Below are 15127 nucleotides of genomic sequence, written 5' to 3' on the forward strand. Positions count from 1 at the left end.
CAGGAGTCGCAATGAAGACCCTCATTACCACCGCATTGATTCTGTTGGCGCCCGCCGTTGCATTCGCTCAGGGCGACACAGCGAAGGCTGCGGCCAAGCCAGCCGCCAAGGCCGCTGCCAAGCCCGCCGCCACGAAAAAGGCCACCACGACCGCCAAGGCCGCCCCTGCCAAGAAGACAACCACGGCCAAGGCACCCGCCAAGCCCGCCAGCAGCCGCACGCAGCTCAAGAGCGCTGCAAGCCAGGTGGCATCCGGCTTCATGGCTGCCGAGGCGGCGCTGACTCCCGACGAGCTGGCTGTTTCCGAACGCGTAGAGACCGGCCGCATTCCGTGCGAGCTGGGCGCCTTTGTGTCCATCGAGAAGGATGAGCGCAATCCGGGCCGCTTCAACGTCGAGGGCAAGGGCTTCAAGTACCACATGCAGCCCGTGCTGACCTCGACCGGCGCGATCCGCCTCGAAGACCAGAAGGCGGGTGCGGTCTGGGTGCAGATTGCCAACAAGTCCATGCTGCTGAACCAGAAGCAGGGCCAGCGCATGGCCGACGAGTGCAGGACACCTTCCCAGGTCGCCTTTGCCGAGAACATGAAGATCAATCCTCAGCCCAACCTGCTGGAAGGCCTGAAGTAAGTACGGGAGCGCCCTGGCCAAGTCCGGCGCTCCTTCCTAGCCATTGGATGGCGGGTTTGCGTTGCCACCGACCGGGTGGCGGGCGTGAGCCTTGCCTGTCGAGCCGCCCCATTCATCAAAAACCAAAACCTTCCGGAGAAGTAGACATGTTGAAAGCCTACCGTGACCATGTGGCCGAACGCGCCGCACTGGGCATTCCACCCCTGCCGCTGGACGCCAAGCAGACCGCCGAACTGATCGAGCTGATCAAGAACCCGCCTGCTGGTGAAGATGCGTTCCTGCTGGACCTGATCACGCACCGCGTTCCGCCGGGCGTGGACGATGCTGCCAAGGTCAAGGCCTCGTTCCTGGCTGCCGTGGCCCACGGCGACATCAAGGTCGGCCTGATCTCCAAGGCCAAGGCCACAGAGCTGCTGGGCACGATGGTGGGCGGCTACAACGTGCATCCGCTGATCGAACTGCTGGACGATGCGGAAGTCGCCAGCGTGGCAGCCGAGGCGCTGAAGAAGACGCTGCTGATGTTCGACTACTTCAACGACGTGGCTGCCAAGGCCAAGGGCGGCAACGCCAAGGCCAAGGAAGTGATGCAGAGCTGGGCCGATGCCGAGTGGTTCACTTCGCGCCCCGAAGTCGAGAAGAAGATCACCGTCACCGTGTTCAAGGTGCCGGGCGAGACCAACACCGACGACCTGTCGCCGGCGCCTGATGCATGGAGCCGTCCCGACATCCCGCTGCACTACCTTGCCATGCTCAAGAACACCCGTCCCGACGCGGCGTTCAAGCCTGAGGAAGACGGCAAGCGCGGCCCGATGCAGTTCATCGACGACCTGAAGAAGAAGGGCCACCTGGTGGCCTACGTGGGCGACGTGGTGGGCACCGGCTCCTCGCGCAAGTCCGCGACCAACAGCGTGATCTGGGCCACGGGCGCAGACATTCCCTTCGTGCCGAACAAGCGCTTCGGCGGCGTGACCCTGGGCGGCAAGATCGCTCCGATCTTCTTCAATACCCAGGAAGACTCCGGCTCGCTGCCGATCGAAGTGGACGTCTCGAAGATGGAAATGGGCGACGTGCTCGACATCTTCCCGTACGACGGCAAGATCGAGAAGAGCGGCACGAAGATCGCCGACTTCGCACTCAAGTCCGACGTCCTGCTCGACGAAGTGCGCGCTGGCGGCCGCATCAACCTGATCATCGGCCGTTCGCTGACCGCCAAGGCCCGCGAGGCGCTGGGCCTGCCCGCATCGACCGCCTTCCGCCTGCCGCAGGCGCCTGCCGAATCCAAGGCCGGCTTCACGCTCGCGCAGAAGATGGTCGGCCGTGCCGTCGGCCTGCCCGAAGGCCAGGGCGTGCGTCCCGGCACGTACTGCGAGCCGCGCATGACCACCGTGGGTTCGCAGGACACCACAGGCCCGATGACCCGCGACGAGCTGAAGGACCTGGCATGCCTGGGCTTCTCCGCCGACATGGTCATGCAGTCGTTCTGCCACACCGCGGCCTATCCGAAGCCCGTGGACGTGAAGACGCACCGCGAACTGCCTGCGTTCATCTCCAACCGCGGCGGCGTGGCACTGCGTCCCGGTGACGGCGTGATCCACAGCTGGCTCAACCGCCTGCTGCTGCCTGACACCGTCGGTACCGGCGGCGATTCGCACACCCGCTTCCCGATCGGTATCTCGTTCCCTGCTGGCTCCGGCCTCGTGGCATTCGGTGCCGCGACCGGCGTGATGCCCCTCGACATGCCTGAGTCCGTGCTGGTGCGCTTCAAGGGCGAAATGCAGCCCGGCGTGACCCTGCGCGACCTGGTGCACGCGATCCCGCTGTACGCGATCAAGGCAGGCCTGCTGACGGTTGCCAAGGCCGGCAAGAAGAACATCTTCTCGGGCAAGGTCCTCGAAATCGAAGGCCTGCCGGACCTGAAGGTGGAGCAGGCGTTCGAACTCTCCGATGCATCGGCAGAACGCTCCGCTGCAGGCTGCACGATCAAGCTCAACAAGGAGCCGATCGCCGAGTACCTGAAGTCGAACATCGTTCTGATGAAGAACATGATCGCCGACGGCTACGAAGACGCGAAGACGCTGGAGCGCCGCATCGAGAAGGTCGAAGCCTGGCTGGCCAAGCCCGATCTGCTCGAAGCCGACAAGGATGCCGAGTACGCCGCCGTGATCGAGATCGATCTGGCCGACATCAAGGAGCCTATCGTCTGCTGCCCGAACGATCCGGACGACGCCAAGTTCCTGTCCGAAGTGGCTGGCACCAAGATCGATGAAGCCTTCATCGGCTCGTGCATGACCAACATCGGCCACTTCCGCGCAGCGGCCAAGCTGCTCGGCGGCCAGCGCGACATTCCGGTCAAGCTGTGGGTGGCCCCGCCCACCAAGATGGACCAGAACGAGCTGATCAAGGAAGGCCACTACGCCGCGTTCGGCACCGCCGGTGCGCGTACCGAAATGCCGGGCTGCTCGCTGTGCATGGGCAACCAGGCGCAGGTGCGTGAAGGCGCGACCGTGATCTCCACGTCCACGCGTAACTTCCCGAACCGCCTGGGCAAGAACACCAACGTGTTCCTGGGCTCGGCCGAACTGGCCGCGATCGCATCGCGTCTGGGCAAGCTGCCTTCGAAGGAAGAGTACCTCAAGGAAATGGGCGTGATCGATGCCGACAAGGCCAGCGTCTACCGCTACATGAACTTCGACCAGATCGAAGAGTACGCGGAAGTGGCTGCCAAGGTGTAATGTGGGGTGTGTTGACGATCTCTCCGCTCCACTCCGCGCTGAGATCGTCAAACTGCTCTAGCGCCCCTGCCAGGCCATCTCTGGCGAAGCAAGAAACCCGCCTCGGCGGGTTTTTTGTTGCCATGGGGTCTGGTTTTAGGGAGCAGAACACCCCATCGCAGACCGCGCAACCAATCAGCCCATGCTCACATCGAAATAAGCCTCCTCCACGGAAATGCCCTGAAAACCGGCTTGCCTGGCCTTGTCGAAAGCCTTCAGCCAGGAGCGCGCGAGCCGTTCCTGTTCCGGCGTGATCTCCCCGCCTTCCGAGGCATCCATGAACGCGCGCCATGCGTCGAGCATGCCTTGCTCTTCGGGAAAGCAACGCTCGATCTCGCGGATGAACCGGGCCTCGGCGCGTTCTTTCAAGACGACGTCGATTCCGTCGCAATCCTGCAGGGTGACTTCAATGACGATGGCTACTTCCATGGTTTGATAACTGTATAAATAGACAGTTATCAGTATCCTTTGTTACTGTTGTTTTGTACAGTAAATTGTGTGAATCTTGACGCAAGGGCTTGCATGAGGGAGTCGTAGGGTGCACGCCTGCTGCTAATAACAGATAGCTATTCAGTGTCCATGGCGGTTTGGATTTTTCAACATTTGTTATCAATTAAGTTGCTTATTGATACAATCGATGTTTCATTCATTGAGTCTGCGATCAAGCGCAGAGAATCCACATGATCCGGTTGAACAAATGCAAGGCGCTGCTGGTTTCCGTCTGGGACCACTTCGTGCAGTGGCTTTGAACTGAGGGCTTTCGGAAGGCAGTCTCCTCGGCTGCTTCCGATCCTTCATGGAGCCCACGGCTTCAGATTTTTTCCGTGACGACATCACCCGCATCCGTGCCCGTCGACAACTGATCGATGGCCTCGCCGAGGCAGGCCACGAGCGACGCCACTAACGGGTTGTCCGGCGTTCTGCGCCATACGGCCAATAGCTCCGATACGGTCTGCTCTCCGGCAATTGGCCGGAAGGCGATACGGGGCATGCCCACGCGCTCAAGGGCTGCGGGTACGATGGCCACTCCTTGCCCCAGCGACACCAGCGACAGCACCGACAACCAATGCCGCACCTCGTGCCGGATCTCGGGCGAGAAACCGTGCGCCTGGCACATCTGGTAGATGCGCTGGTGGTAGAGCGGTGAGACCTGGCTGAGAAAAAGAATCAGCCGCTCGCCTTGCAGATCGGCGAGATCGATCTGATCGTGCCTTGCGAGCGCATGGTCCTCGGGCAGGCAGGCCATGAAGGGCTCCTTCATCAGCAACTGGCTGCTGAGGCCATCGGGCAGCATGACCGAGTGCACCAGGCCGAGGTCCAGGCGGGCCTGCTGCAACTCCTGCAATTGCTCGGCGCTGTTGAGCTCCAGCATGTCCACCCGCACGTTCGGATGCCGTGCCTGAAACGACGCAAGGGCTTGCGGCACGCCCCTGTACAGGCTGGAGCCGACGAAGCCGACCCGCAGATGCCCGCGCACGCCGTGGCCCACGTCGCGTGTCTCCTGGACGGCCTGCCGGGTGAGGGCGATCACCTGCCGGGCCTTGGGAAGCAGGTGCTCACCCGCGGTGGTGAGCCGCACTTCCTTGCTGCTTCGCTCGAACAGCTGTGCCTGCACCGTGTCTTCCAGTTGCTTGATGGCTACGCTCAGCGGTGGCTGGGAAATGGACAGCCGCGCGGCTGCACGTCCGAAATGAAGCTCTTCGGCAAGCGCGACAAAGTAACGGAGAAGGCGCAGTTCGACCATGGCAAGCCTCGCTAACAGAATTCGTAAAACCTATGGTTCAAGATTTTAATAATATTTGACGCGAATCATTGACGGAGATGAAATAGGTTCCAGACACCGGCTGCACGCGGGTGCATTCAGAGGAGACCGACATGTCCGCTTTTGACAGGCCCGCCGTGGCAGAAATGGTTGAGCTGGCCGCCACGGCGGGGGCTCGAACCGCCGCGGCCGCGCAGCACCCCGTTCCCGACCGCCACGGTGCAAACTTCTACGATACCGATCCCGAGCTGCAATCGCTGCTTCGGCTGTATCTGCCTGAAGCGCTGTTCCGGCATCTTGAGCCGCATTTCCGCCGCATGGGCGGGCTTGCCGGAGGACGCCTCGATGAACTGGCGATGACAGCGGACCGCAACCCGCCCGTGCTGGAGCATCGCAGCCGCTCGGGCGAGGACCGCCAGCGCATCATCAAGCATCCCGCCTATGAGGAGATGGAGCGCATCGCCTACGGCGAATTCGGCCTGCAGGCGATGTCCCATCGCGACGACATGCTGGGCTGGCAGGGCCGGATGCCGCCGATCGTGAAGTACGCGCTGACCTATCTTTTCGTGCAGGCCGAGTTCGGGCTGTGCTGCCCGCTCTCGATGACCGATTCGCTGACGCGCACGCTCAGGAAATTCGGCACGCCGGAGCTGGTCGAGAAGTACCTGCCTCAGTTGCTGTCGCTGGACTGGGACACGCAGGCGCAGGGTGCGATGTTCATGACCGAGCAGGCCGCGGGCTCCGACATTTCCAACACGCAGACCCTGGCCCGTGCGAATGCCGATGGCTCGTGGAGCCTGGTCGGCGACAAGTGGTTCTGCTCGAATCCCGATGCGGAGTTCGCGATGGTGCTGGCGCGCGTCGAGGGCGATCCCGCGGGCATGAAGGGCATCTCGCTGTTCCTGCTGCCGCGCGTGCTCGACGACGGCAGCGCCAACGCATTCCACATCATCCGCCTGAAGGAAAAACTCGGCACGCGCTCCATGGCGAGCGGCGAGATCCGCATGAGCGGCGCGCGTGCCTACCTGGTGGGCGAGCGCGGTCGCGGCTTCGTGCAGATGGCCGACATGGTGAACAACTCCCGCCTGTCCAATGGCGTGCGCTCGGCGGGCATGATGCGCCGCGCCGTGGCCGAAGCCGAGTACGTGGCGCATGAGCGCGTGGCTTTCCGCCAGCGGCTCGAGGACATGCCGCTGATGCAGCGCCAGCTCGACAAGCTGCGTGTTCCGGCCGAGCAGGCGCGCACCATGGTGTTCCAGACGGCCAGCGCGCTGATGCGCTCGGATGCCGGAGACAGGCAGGCGTATGCCTTGCTGCGCATCCTCACCCCGATGATCAAGTTCCGCGCCTGCCGCGATGCACGCAAGGTGACGGGCGATGCGATGGAGGTACGTGGCGGCTGCGGCTACATCGAGGAGTGGAGCGATCCGCGTCTTGTGCGCGACGCGCACCTCGGCTCGATCTGGGAAGGCACGAGCAACATCGTTGCACTCGACGTGATGCGCGCCATCCAGCGCGAGGGATCGTTGCCGGTGCTGCAGGAGCATCTGCAGGGGCTGCTGGCCGACACCGGGCTCAAGCCCGCATACGACCGGGCCCTGCGTGATGCACTGGAGCGCGCATGCGCCTTCGCAAGGCAGGTGGCCGAGCGTCGCGATGATGCGCTGGCACGCCAGGCGGCCTCCGTGCTCTACCACTGCACCACTGCCATCGCGATGGCCTGGGAGTCCAGCCGGACGTCGTCGACAGAGCGCCTGCGCCTGTCTCAACTGGTGCTCATCCATCGCATTCTGCCGCGCGACCCGATGGAGCCGCAGGCCGCCATTCCGGCCGAGTGGGTGTAGGCGCGGCGCAACCTGCCTGCGCGCTTCCATGCATCAACAGGCGATATCCAGAAATTCAGGAAAAAGGAGACAAGACATGCTCGAAAAACGCCCATTCCACACCTTTCTTCTGGCGCTCTGCTGTGCTGCTACCGCCATCCTGCCGATGGCGAACTCTGCAGCGGCCGCTGAAAAATTCCCGGACCGCCCGGTCATGTTCGTCGTTCCATTCCCGCCGGGTGGCCCGACCGATGCCATGGCACGCGTACTGGGCGCGGAACTCACCAAGGTGCTCGGGCAGAGCGTGGTGATCGAGAACCGTGCCGGCGCAGGAGGCAACATCGGCGCCGAATACGTCTCGCACGCCAAGCCCGATGGCTACACGATCCTCTTCGGCACGTCGGGTCCCCTGGCCATCAACCAGAGCCTGTACAAGAAGATGAACTACGACCCGCGGACCAGCTTCGCACCGGTCGTGTACGTTGGCTACCTGCCCAACGTGCTGATCGTGCGCGAGAGCCTTGCCGTGAAGAACGTGCAGGAACTCATCGCGCTCGACAAGGCCCAGCCGAACAAGCTGAGCTTCGCATCGTCGGGCAATGGCGCGTCGTCGCATCTGGCGGGTGTGATGTTCAACGAGCTGGCCGGCACGCACCTGATGCACGTGCCCTACAAGGGCACGGGGCCCGCGCTCAACGATCTTCTGGCCGGACAGGTGGACATGACCTTCACCGACATCCTTACCGCGATGCCCTACATCAAGGCTGGCAAGGTGAAGGCCCTCGGCATGGCGACTGCCAGGCGATCGAGCGCGATGCCCGAGATTCCCACGATCGCGGAGCAGGGTCTCAAGGGCTATGACGTGAGCGTCTTCTTCGGCGTCGTCGCGCCGAAAGGCACGCCCGAGGATCGGGTGCAGGCGCTCAACCAGGCGTTCACGCGGGTGCTGGATTCCGACAAGGTGAAGAGGATGTTTGCCGACCAGGGGCTCGAGGCCTCGTCTGACCGGAAGCCGGCCTACCTGGGCAGCTTCATTCAAAGCGAGGTCACGCGCTGGTCTTCCGTCGTGAAGACCTCTGGCGTACAGTTGGATTGATCCACGCGTATTCATCCGCACCATCCCAATAAGCCAACGAACCCAGCAGGATCCGGCCCATGCAGACAAGCGACGAACAACAGGTCAACAGGGGAGCGCTCAAGGGCATCAGGGTGCTGGATCTCTCACGCATACTCGGCGGCCCGCTCTGCGGGCAGATCCTGGGCGACCATGGTGCCGACGTGCTGAAGGTGGAACCCCCCCAAGGCGACGACACCCGCACCTGGGGGCCTCCGTACCGTGATGGCGTGGCCTCGTACTACTACGGGCTCAATCGCAACAAGCGCATCCAGTTCCTCGATCTCTCCGGGGGCGAAGGTCAGCAGCGCGTGCGCGAGCTCATGGCGGAGGCCGACGTGGTGGTCGAGAACTTCAAGATCGGAACGATGGAGAAGTGGGGCATCGGCTGGCAGCAGATGCAGCATGAGTTTCCGCATCTGATCTGGTGCCGCGTCTCCGGCTTCGGCGAGGACGGACCGCTCGGCGCGCTGCCGGGCTACGATGCGGCGATCCAGGCGATGGCAGGCATCATGAGCGTGAACGGCGAGGCCGGTGGGGATCCGCTGCGCGTGGGGCTTCCGGTGGTCGACATGGTCACGGGGATGAACGCGGTGATCGGCGTGCTGCTGGCGCTGCACGAGCGAGCGCGAAGCGGCCAGGGACAACTCATCAACGCCTCGCTCTACGATTCGGGCCTGTCGCTGCTGCACCCGCATGCGGCGAACTGGTTCATGAACGGCCAGATTCCCAGACGCACCGGCAATGCGCATCCCAACATCTATCCCTACGATGTGGTCAGCACGGGCACGTCACCGATCTTCCTGGCGGTGGGTAACGACCGGCAGTTCAGGCTGATGTGCGAACACCTGGGCGCGCCGGAACTCGGCGGCGATGAGCGTTTCGCCACCGCGGGCCAGCGCTCGGTCAACCGTGTTGCGCTCAAGGCACTGCTCGAGGGGTTGCTGGCAAGCCGCGATGGCGTGAAGCTTGCCGATGAGCTCATGGCGATCGGCGTGCCCGCCGCGCCGGTGCTGGACGTGGAGCAGGCGCTGGAGGCGCCGCACACGCAACACAGCGAGATGGTGGTCAGGATGGGTGAATACCGTGGATTGGGCGCGCCGGTGAAGCTCAGCCGGACACCGGCGACCTATCGGTACGCGCCGCTGTCGCAGGGGACGGATTTCCTGGACAGCGACGGCGGCTGAAGCCGCGCGACGAGAGGTCGGGGTTGGCCGCCGCTTTTTACACCTGCTCGGCCAGCAAATCCTGCAATGCCTTGACCTGCTGGCGCAGGCGTTCGTTTTCTGCTTCGAGCTCGGCCACGCGCCGGGCGAGTTCCTCGGCGGATTTTGCGGGCGCTGCTTCGCTGTCGGTGCCTGCCTCGTCTTCTGCTGCGGTCGCTTCGGCCTTGGGCTTCTTCTTCGAGTCGCGCACGCGCTTGGCCGCTGCCTTGAGCTCCTGGGCGCCGCCCTGAGCAGCGGAAGCCTGCTCTTCCTGGGAAAGCGTCGCGACCACGGCCGCGGCATTCAGCGAGAGTTCACCGGCCTTCACTGCGGCGACCACTTCCGGTGCGGCATTTTCCTGAATGGCCTCGATCATCTTCACCTGCGTGGCGGTCAGGCGGGCCGCGCGGGCAAGGGCTTCGCGCGTGTCGAGCGCGTCATCGGGCACCTTGGGCACGCTGGCGAGCGCCTTGGAGACCACCGGGTCGGTGTCGCCTTCCCACGGGGCCTGTTCACCGCCATTGGCTTCCTTGGCCTCGGCCCTGGCGGCGACGACGGCAGCGGCCGCCGCGGCACGGCGCTCCGCGATGATCTCGCGCTTGCGCAGTGCCAGCACACCACGCTGGAACTCGCTCACGCTGCGGCGACCCAGGTGCTGGTTGATCATCCAGAGATGCACATCCTCCATGTTCTGGAAGCGCGTGTTCTGCACGGTGTGGAAGGGCAGGTCATGCTTCTGGCAGATGCCGAAGCGGTTGTGTCCATCGATCAGGATGTTGCCCCACAGCACCAGCGAATCGCGGCAGCCCTCGTCGAGAAGGCTGCGCTCGAGCGATTCGTGTTCGTCGGGCGTCAGGGGATCGATGTAGGCCTTGAGTTCCGGCAGCACGACGATGTCATCGGCCGTCGGGTTTTCCAGCTTGTTCTCGGGGTTGGCGTTGGCGGGCAGTTCGTAGGGCATTGAAAAACAAAGGGCAAAGGACAAAGGCCCTGATGCAGGGCCTTTGCGGATTCGGAAGAAAAAAGCGGAATCAGGCGGTCAGCAGGCGCGAGATCAGCGCACCCTCGACGGGGCCCTCGAGTGGAATGCGCACGCGCACCGGGTTGCCTTGCGCGACCTGCACGGGCTCGCCCTCGAGGTTGAACATCTTCTCCAGCTTGACCTGGCGGTTGCCCTGGGGGTGGATGATCTCGAGCGTGTCGCCCACCTGGAAGCGGTTCTTGGTCTCGACTTCGGCCAGGCCGTTCTCGTAGCCACGCACCTCGCCGACAAAATGGCTGCGCTGCAGCACGCTGTGGCCGGTTTCGTAGTTCTGGTAGTCCTGGGACGGACGGCGCTCCAGCAGGCCGCCGGTATAGCCACGGTTGGCCAGGCCTTCGAGCTCGGTGATGAGGTTCGGGTTGAACGGCCGGCCGGCCACCGCGTCGTCGATCGCGCGGCGATAGACCTGCGCCGTGCGCGCCACGTAGTACAGGCTCTTGGTGCGGCCTTCGATCTTGAGCGAGTCGACGCCGATCTTCACGAGGCGCTCCACGTGCTCCACGGCACGCAGGTCCTTGGAGTTCATGATGTAGGTGCCATGCTCGTCTTCCATGATCGGCATGAGTTCACCGGGGCGGCCCATTTCCTCGATCAGGTAGACCTGCTCGGCCTTGGGATGGCGCTCCCCATTGCCGCAGGTGGAGGTGAACATCGAGTCGGCTTCCTCGCGTGCCTTCTCGAAGTTGAAGCCGTTCTCCATGGTCTGGGCCAGGGCCTCGCCGGTGTTGGCGTCAACGGCCGCGTCGTGGGTCTTGTACTCCCAGCGGCAGGCATTGGTGCAGGTGCCCTGGTTCGGGTCGCGGCGGTTGAAGTAGCCCGAGAGCAGGCAGCGGCCCGAGTAGGCGATGCACAGCGCGCCATGCACGAAGACCTCGATTTCCATGTCGGGGCATTCCTGGCGGATCTTCTCGATCTCGTCGAGGCTCAGCTCGCGCGAGAGGATGATGCGCGAGACGCCGGCCTTCTGCCAGAACTTCACCGTGGCCCAGTTGGTGGTGTTGGCCTGCACCGAGAGATGGATCTCGGCCTCGGGCCATTTTTCCTTCACCATCATCATCAGGCCCGGGTCGGCCATGATGAACGCGTCGGGCTTCAGCTCCATCACGGGCGTGATGTCGCGGATGTAGGTACGCACCTTGTCGTTGTGCGCAATCAGGTTGCTCGTGACGAAGAATTTCTTGCCCCGGGCGTGTGCTTCCTGGATGCCCTGGGCGATCTGCTCCAGGCGGAATTCGTTGTTGCGCGCGCGCAGGCTGTAGCGCGGCTGGCCGGCGTAGATCGCGTCGGCGCCGAAATCGTAGGCGGCGCGCATCTTGTCGAGCGAGCCGGCAGGCAGCAGCAGTTCGGGGGCTTTGAGAGTCATAGGCCGCTATTTTCCCAGAACTGGGCGCAGGTTCGTTGCGTGATGTTTTTTCGGCCATGGACAGAAGGCCTGCAAGGCTTCGGATGGCCCCATGGCAGGCTTCGGAATTTCCGCATTGGCCCTCGGCAGGCGTCACAGCACAATCGCCGGCATGCATTTCTTCGACAACCTCGCCACGTTGCCCCCGTGGTGGATGATGGCTGTGGGCGTCTTCCTGCTGGCCGGCATGGTCAAGGGCGTCGTGGGCCTGGGCCTGCCGACGGTCGCCATGGGATTGCTGGCGCTGCGCATGCCGCCGGCCGAGGCCGCTGCGCTGCTGATCATTCCGTCATTGGTCACGAATCTCTGGCAGATGCGGCCCTGGAGCATGCTGGGCGGGGTATTTGACCGCATGTGGCCCATGCAGGCGGGAATCTGCGCGGGGACGGCCCTGGGCGCGTTCCTGATCGGCGCACCGGCCGGCGCCTGGGCCCATGTGGCCCTGGGCGTCGCCCTGGTGGTCTATGCGGGCTGGGCGCTGTCGGGTGCGCAGTGGCATGTCTCCCCCGGCACCGAGCGCTGGATGGGCCCCCTGATGGGCGCGGTGACCGGGGGCGTCACGGCGGGTACGGGGGTGTTCGTCGTGCCGGCCGTGCCCTATTTGCAGGCACTGGGCATGCAGCGGGATGCGCTGATCCAGACCATGGGCCTGTGCTTTACCGTCTCGACGCTGGCGCTTGCGGCGGGGCTCGCCTGGAACGGCAGCTTCAGTGCGGGCGACGTGGGGTGGTCCGCCGCACTGCTCATCCCGGCGCTGTGCGGCATGCAGGCAGGCACCTGGCTGCGCTCGCGCCTGTCTCCCGTATGGTTCAGGCGATGCCTGATGGTGGGGCTGATGCTGCTGGGTGCATCGATGATCGCGCGCTGAGCACTGATTTCTGTGTAGAGTGGCGCGCCGGCCCACCTGTGTTGTGGTGCCGTGGTTCAACCGGAGATCGACACGCCATGCCTACCGAAATCGAACGCAAGTTCCTCGTCCGCGACATGTCCATCCTGCAGGGGCTGCGGGGTACGAGGATGGCGCAGGGATACCTGGCGGACAACGGCATGATCGTGCGGGTGCGCGTGGCGGGCGACAAGGGATTCCTGACGCTCAAGGGTAAGACCAGGGGCCTCTCGCGTGCGGAATTCGAATACGAGATTCCGCTGGACCACGCACAGTCGCTGCTGGCCGATTTTGCGAGCCTCGGGCGGATCGAGAAGATGCGATTCCTCGTTCCCGTCGGCGGGCTGACGTTCGAGGTGGACGTGTTCGAGAAGGAGCTGCAGGGGCTTGTGGTGGCGGAGGTCGAGTTGCCCTCGGAGGATCATCCCGTGCCGGCGCTGCCATGGCTGGGCACTGAGGTGAGCCACGATCCCCGCTACCGCAATTCCGAACTGGCGGTCAGCCGCACCATTCCCGAAGACGCGCTTTGATGCGCGAGCGCTCCTACACCCGCCGCTTCTCCAGCTTGCGTGTCAGCGTCCGCCTGTGCATGCCCAGCCTGCGCGCCGCTTCCGAGATGTTGAATCCGGTCTCGGCGAGCACTTCGTGGATGCGCTCCCATTCCAGCGTCTTGATGGAACTGGAGCGGTTGGTGAGCTCGATGTCCTCGTTGCCTTCGGTGAGGCCGAAGGCGGCCTCGATGTCGTCGGTGTTCGAGGGCTTTGCCAGGTAGTGGCAGGCACCGAGCTTCACCGCCTCGACCGCTGTGGTGATGCTGGCATAGCCCGTGAGCACCACGATCAGCATGTCCTCATCGAGCGCATGCAGCCTGCGCACGCAGGTGAGGCCCGTGGCCTCGCCCTTGAGCTTGAGGTCGACGACGGCATAGCCCGGTGCGCGGGTCTGCGCCTGCAACAGCACCTCCATCTGCTCCAGGCTGTCGGCATGCAGCACGGTGTAGCCGCGGCGCTCGAACGAGCGCGCCAGCGTGCGGCCAAAGGCCTCGTCGTCCTCGACGATGAGCAGCAGACGTTCTTCACCTTCCAGGTCGCCTGCGGTGTCGGGAGTGTGAACGTCAGGGTTTTGCATGGGGATCGTCTTCTTCGGCGGGGTCGTCTTCTGTCTCGGGCAGGATGATGGCTGCCAGCGGCAGCGAGATGCTGACCACTGCACCGCCATCCTTGCGATTGTGCGCCTGCACGCTGCCGCCGAGCGTGCGAGCCACGTTCATCGCGAGGAACAGGCCCAGGCCTCCGCCGGGGCGGCCCTTGCTCGATTGGTAGGGCTTGCCGAACTGGGCCAGGATGTCTGCTGAAAAACCAGGCCCATCGTCGGACACGGTGATCATCAGGGCCGTCTGTGTGCGCTCCGCAGCCAGCGCCACCCAGTGCGGCGAGGCGTCGCGTGCATTGTCCAGCACATTGAAAACCATCTGCTGCAATGTGGCATCGGAGACCATGGGGCTGTCCGCGCCGAAATGATTTTCATAGATGAAGGTCTGCACGTAGCGGGTGCGGCGCCATTCCTCCGCGAGCGTGTCGAGGAACTCGCACACCGTCGTTTCGGCGGAAGCCTCGCCGCGCGCCTCACCGGCGGACAGCAGGATGCCGCTCACGATGGTCTTGCAGCGCTGTACCTGCACCTGCATTTCGGCGATCTCCTCGAGGAGCACCGTGTTCTTCGCGACCGACGGGTCGCGCTTCCAGTCGCCCAGAATCACGGCCATCGTGGACAGGGGAGTCCCGAGCTCGTGCGCGGCACCCGAGGCCAGCAGGCCCATGCGCACCACATGTTCTTCCTCGCTCGCCCGCTGGCGCGCCGCAGCCAGGCGCGCGTCACGCTGGCGCAGGTTGCGAGCGATGCGCGTGATGAATACCACGATGAGTATCGCGTTGAGCACAAAGCACACCAGCAGGCCGAGGACGTAGGGACTGGCCAGCCCGCGGATCAGGTCATGCGCGAGCGGCAGGTTCACATGATGGGTGGAGAGGATGAAGAAGCACGCGGTCGTGACCAGGACAATGGTCCAGATGTAGCCGCCACGCAGCAGCATGGCCCCGAGTGCGATCTGCAGCAGGTACAGGAACACGAACGGGTTGGTCGTGCCCCCGCTCAGGTAGAGCTGCACGGTGAGCACCGCCACGTCCACGAGCAGCGCCAGGAACAGCTCCACGTTGCGTACGCCGCGGCCCGTGCGCCAGCGCAGCATGCTCACCACGTTGAAGACGGCGAGGCAGCCCACGACCATCAGCATCTCCTGCACGGGCAGGCGCAGGTTCAGCGAGTAGTGCGCGACCTCGATCGTGAAGATCTGACCGACCACGGCGATCCAGCGCAGCTGGATGAGCTGGTGCAGGTTCTTCAGGCCCGCATGCGTGCGCGGCGAGCGCATCGCGCGCGCGGGAATGCCGGTGGTGTCAATGGCGCTGTTCATGGGACTGGATTGTCGCCAAA

Annotated in this window: 13 protein-coding genes; 7 read left to right on the plus strand and 6 right to left on the minus strand. The window is 64.1% G+C overall.

The window, feature by feature from the left end; genetic code table 11:
• Nucleotides 1-11: 11 nt before the first annotated feature.
• Together H9K76_RS07335 and acnB are read left to right on the plus strand one after the other, a co-directional pair.
• Nucleotides 12-629, plus strand: a complete 618-nt coding sequence (locus H9K76_RS07335) for a hypothetical protein (protein WP_187599178.1) — start codon at nt 12-14, stop codon at nt 627-629.
• A 146-nt stretch (nt 630-775) separates the two neighbouring features.
• A complete protein-coding gene (gene acnB / locus H9K76_RS07340; RefSeq protein WP_187599179.1) occupies nt 776-3361 on the plus strand; it encodes a bifunctional aconitate hydratase 2/2-methylisocitrate dehydratase in 2586 nt (861 codons plus the stop codon).
• 174 nt (nt 3362-3535) lie between these two features.
• Here the strand turns inward: acnB and H9K76_RS07345 are convergent, their stop codons facing one another.
• Both H9K76_RS07345 and H9K76_RS07350 read right to left on the minus strand, forming a co-directional pair.
• Nucleotides 3536-3829: a hypothetical protein gene (locus H9K76_RS07345; RefSeq protein WP_187599181.1), complete on the minus strand. Its 294-nt coding sequence runs from the start codon at nt 3827-3829 to the stop codon at nt 3536-3538.
• A 382-nt stretch (nt 3830-4211) separates the two neighbouring features.
• A complete protein-coding gene (locus tag H9K76_RS07350; protein WP_187599183.1) occupies nt 4212-5144 on the minus strand; it encodes a LysR family transcriptional regulator in 933 nt (310 codons plus the stop codon).
• A 164-nt stretch (nt 5145-5308) separates the two neighbouring features.
• Between H9K76_RS07350 and H9K76_RS07355 the strand changes: the two genes are divergently transcribed.
• The 3 genes from H9K76_RS07355 (at nt 5309) to H9K76_RS07365 (ending at nt 9286) form a co-directional block, all read left to right on the plus strand.
• Complete coding sequence (locus H9K76_RS07355) at nt 5309-7006, plus strand: acyl-CoA dehydrogenase family protein (RefSeq protein WP_187600504.1); 1698 nt, start codon at nt 5309-5311, stop codon at nt 7004-7006.
• 76 nt (nt 7007-7082) lie between these two features.
• Complete coding sequence (locus H9K76_RS07360) at nt 7083-8081, plus strand: Bug family tripartite tricarboxylate transporter substrate binding protein (protein WP_187599184.1); 999 nt, start codon at nt 7083-7085, stop codon at nt 8079-8081.
• Between the two features lie 59 nt (nt 8082-8140).
• Nucleotides 8141-9286: a CaiB/BaiF CoA transferase family protein gene (locus H9K76_RS07365; protein WP_187599186.1), complete on the plus strand. Its 1146-nt coding sequence runs from the start codon at nt 8141-8143 to the stop codon at nt 9284-9286.
• A 37-nt stretch (nt 9287-9323) separates the two neighbouring features.
• Here the strand turns inward: H9K76_RS07365 and H9K76_RS07370 are convergent, their stop codons facing one another.
• Both H9K76_RS07370 and trhP read right to left on the minus strand, forming a co-directional pair.
• The gene (locus tag H9K76_RS07370; protein WP_246475368.1) at nt 9324-10265 is read right to left on the minus strand and encodes a plasmid replication/partition related protein; all 942 of its coding nucleotides are present in this window, start codon (nt 10263-10265) and stop codon (nt 9324-9326) included.
• A 70-nt stretch (nt 10266-10335) separates the two neighbouring features.
• Entirely contained in the window at nt 10336-11709 is a 1374-nt protein-coding gene (trhP, locus tag H9K76_RS07375; RefSeq protein ID WP_187599188.1) for a prephenate-dependent tRNA uridine(34) hydroxylase TrhP, read from the minus strand.
• Nucleotides 11710-11860: 151 nt separating this feature from the next.
• On the opposite strand from trhP, the gene H9K76_RS07380 reads away from it, so the two are divergent.
• Nucleotides 11861-12616 (plus strand): sulfite exporter TauE/SafE family protein, encoded by a 756-nt coding sequence (locus tag H9K76_RS07380; RefSeq protein WP_246475369.1) that lies wholly within the window; start codon nt 11861-11863, stop codon nt 12614-12616.
• Between the two features lie 77 nt (nt 12617-12693).
• Nucleotides 12694-13164 (plus strand): CYTH domain-containing protein, encoded by a 471-nt coding sequence (locus tag H9K76_RS07385; RefSeq protein ID WP_187599190.1) that lies wholly within the window; start codon nt 12694-12696, stop codon nt 13162-13164.
• A 13-nt stretch (nt 13165-13177) separates the two neighbouring features.
• On the opposite strand, the gene H9K76_RS07390 is transcribed toward H9K76_RS07385, so the two are convergent.
• Nucleotides 13178-13762, minus strand: a complete 585-nt coding sequence (locus tag H9K76_RS07390) for a response regulator transcription factor (protein ID WP_187599192.1) — start codon at nt 13760-13762, stop codon at nt 13178-13180.
• Nucleotides 13749-15107 carry an ATP-binding protein gene (locus tag H9K76_RS07395; protein ID WP_187599194.1) on the minus strand — a complete coding sequence of 453 codons (1359 nt, stop codon included), beginning with the start codon at nt 15105-15107 and terminating at the stop codon, nt 13749-13751. The genes H9K76_RS07390 and H9K76_RS07395 overlap by 14 nt, the downstream gene beginning before the upstream one ends.
• Nucleotides 15108-15127: the final 20 nt, after the last annotated feature.

Source organism: Diaphorobacter ruginosibacter (assembly GCF_014395975.1).
Lineage (GTDB): Bacteria > Pseudomonadota > Gammaproteobacteria > Burkholderiales > Burkholderiaceae_C > Diaphorobacter_A > Diaphorobacter_A ruginosibacter.

Bases quoted from the DNA above. Each gene is read 5' to 3' on its own strand.
- H9K76_RS07335 (WP_187599178.1), top strand. From the start codon at position 12: ATGAAGACCCTCATTACCACCGCATTGATTCTGTTGGCGCCCGCCGTT.
- acnB (WP_187599179.1), top strand. From the start codon at position 776: ATGTTGAAAGCCTACCGTGACCATGTGGCCGAACGCGCCGCACTGGGC.
- H9K76_RS07345 (WP_187599181.1), bottom strand. From the start codon at position 3,829: ATGGAAGTAGCCATCGTCATTGAAGTCACCCTGCAGGATTGCGACGGA.
- H9K76_RS07350 (WP_187599183.1), bottom strand. From the start codon at position 5,144: ATGGTCGAACTGCGCCTTCTCCGTTACTTTGTCGCGCTTGCCGAAGAG.
- H9K76_RS07355 (WP_187600504.1), top strand. From the start codon at position 5,309: ATGGTTGAGCTGGCCGCCACGGCGGGGGCTCGAACCGCCGCGGCCGCG.
- H9K76_RS07360 (WP_187599184.1), top strand. From the start codon at position 7,083: ATGCTCGAAAAACGCCCATTCCACACCTTTCTTCTGGCGCTCTGCTGT.
- H9K76_RS07365 (WP_187599186.1), top strand. From the start codon at position 8,141: ATGCAGACAAGCGACGAACAACAGGTCAACAGGGGAGCGCTCAAGGGC.
- H9K76_RS07370 (WP_246475368.1), bottom strand. From the start codon at position 10,265: ATGCCCTACGAACTGCCCGCCAACGCCAACCCCGAGAACAAGCTGGAA.
- trhP (WP_187599188.1), bottom strand. From the start codon at position 11,709: ATGACTCTCAAAGCCCCCGAACTGCTGCTGCCTGCCGGCTCGCTCGAC.
- H9K76_RS07380 (WP_246475369.1), top strand. From the start codon at position 11,861: ATGCATTTCTTCGACAACCTCGCCACGTTGCCCCCGTGGTGGATGATG.
- H9K76_RS07385 (WP_187599190.1), top strand. From the start codon at position 12,694: ATGCCTACCGAAATCGAACGCAAGTTCCTCGTCCGCGACATGTCCATC.
- H9K76_RS07390 (WP_187599192.1), bottom strand. From the start codon at position 13,762: ATGCAAAACCCTGACGTTCACACTCCCGACACCGCAGGCGACCTGGAA.
- H9K76_RS07395 (WP_187599194.1), bottom strand. From the start codon at position 15,107: ATGAACAGCGCCATTGACACCACCGGCATTCCCGCGCGCGCGATGCGC.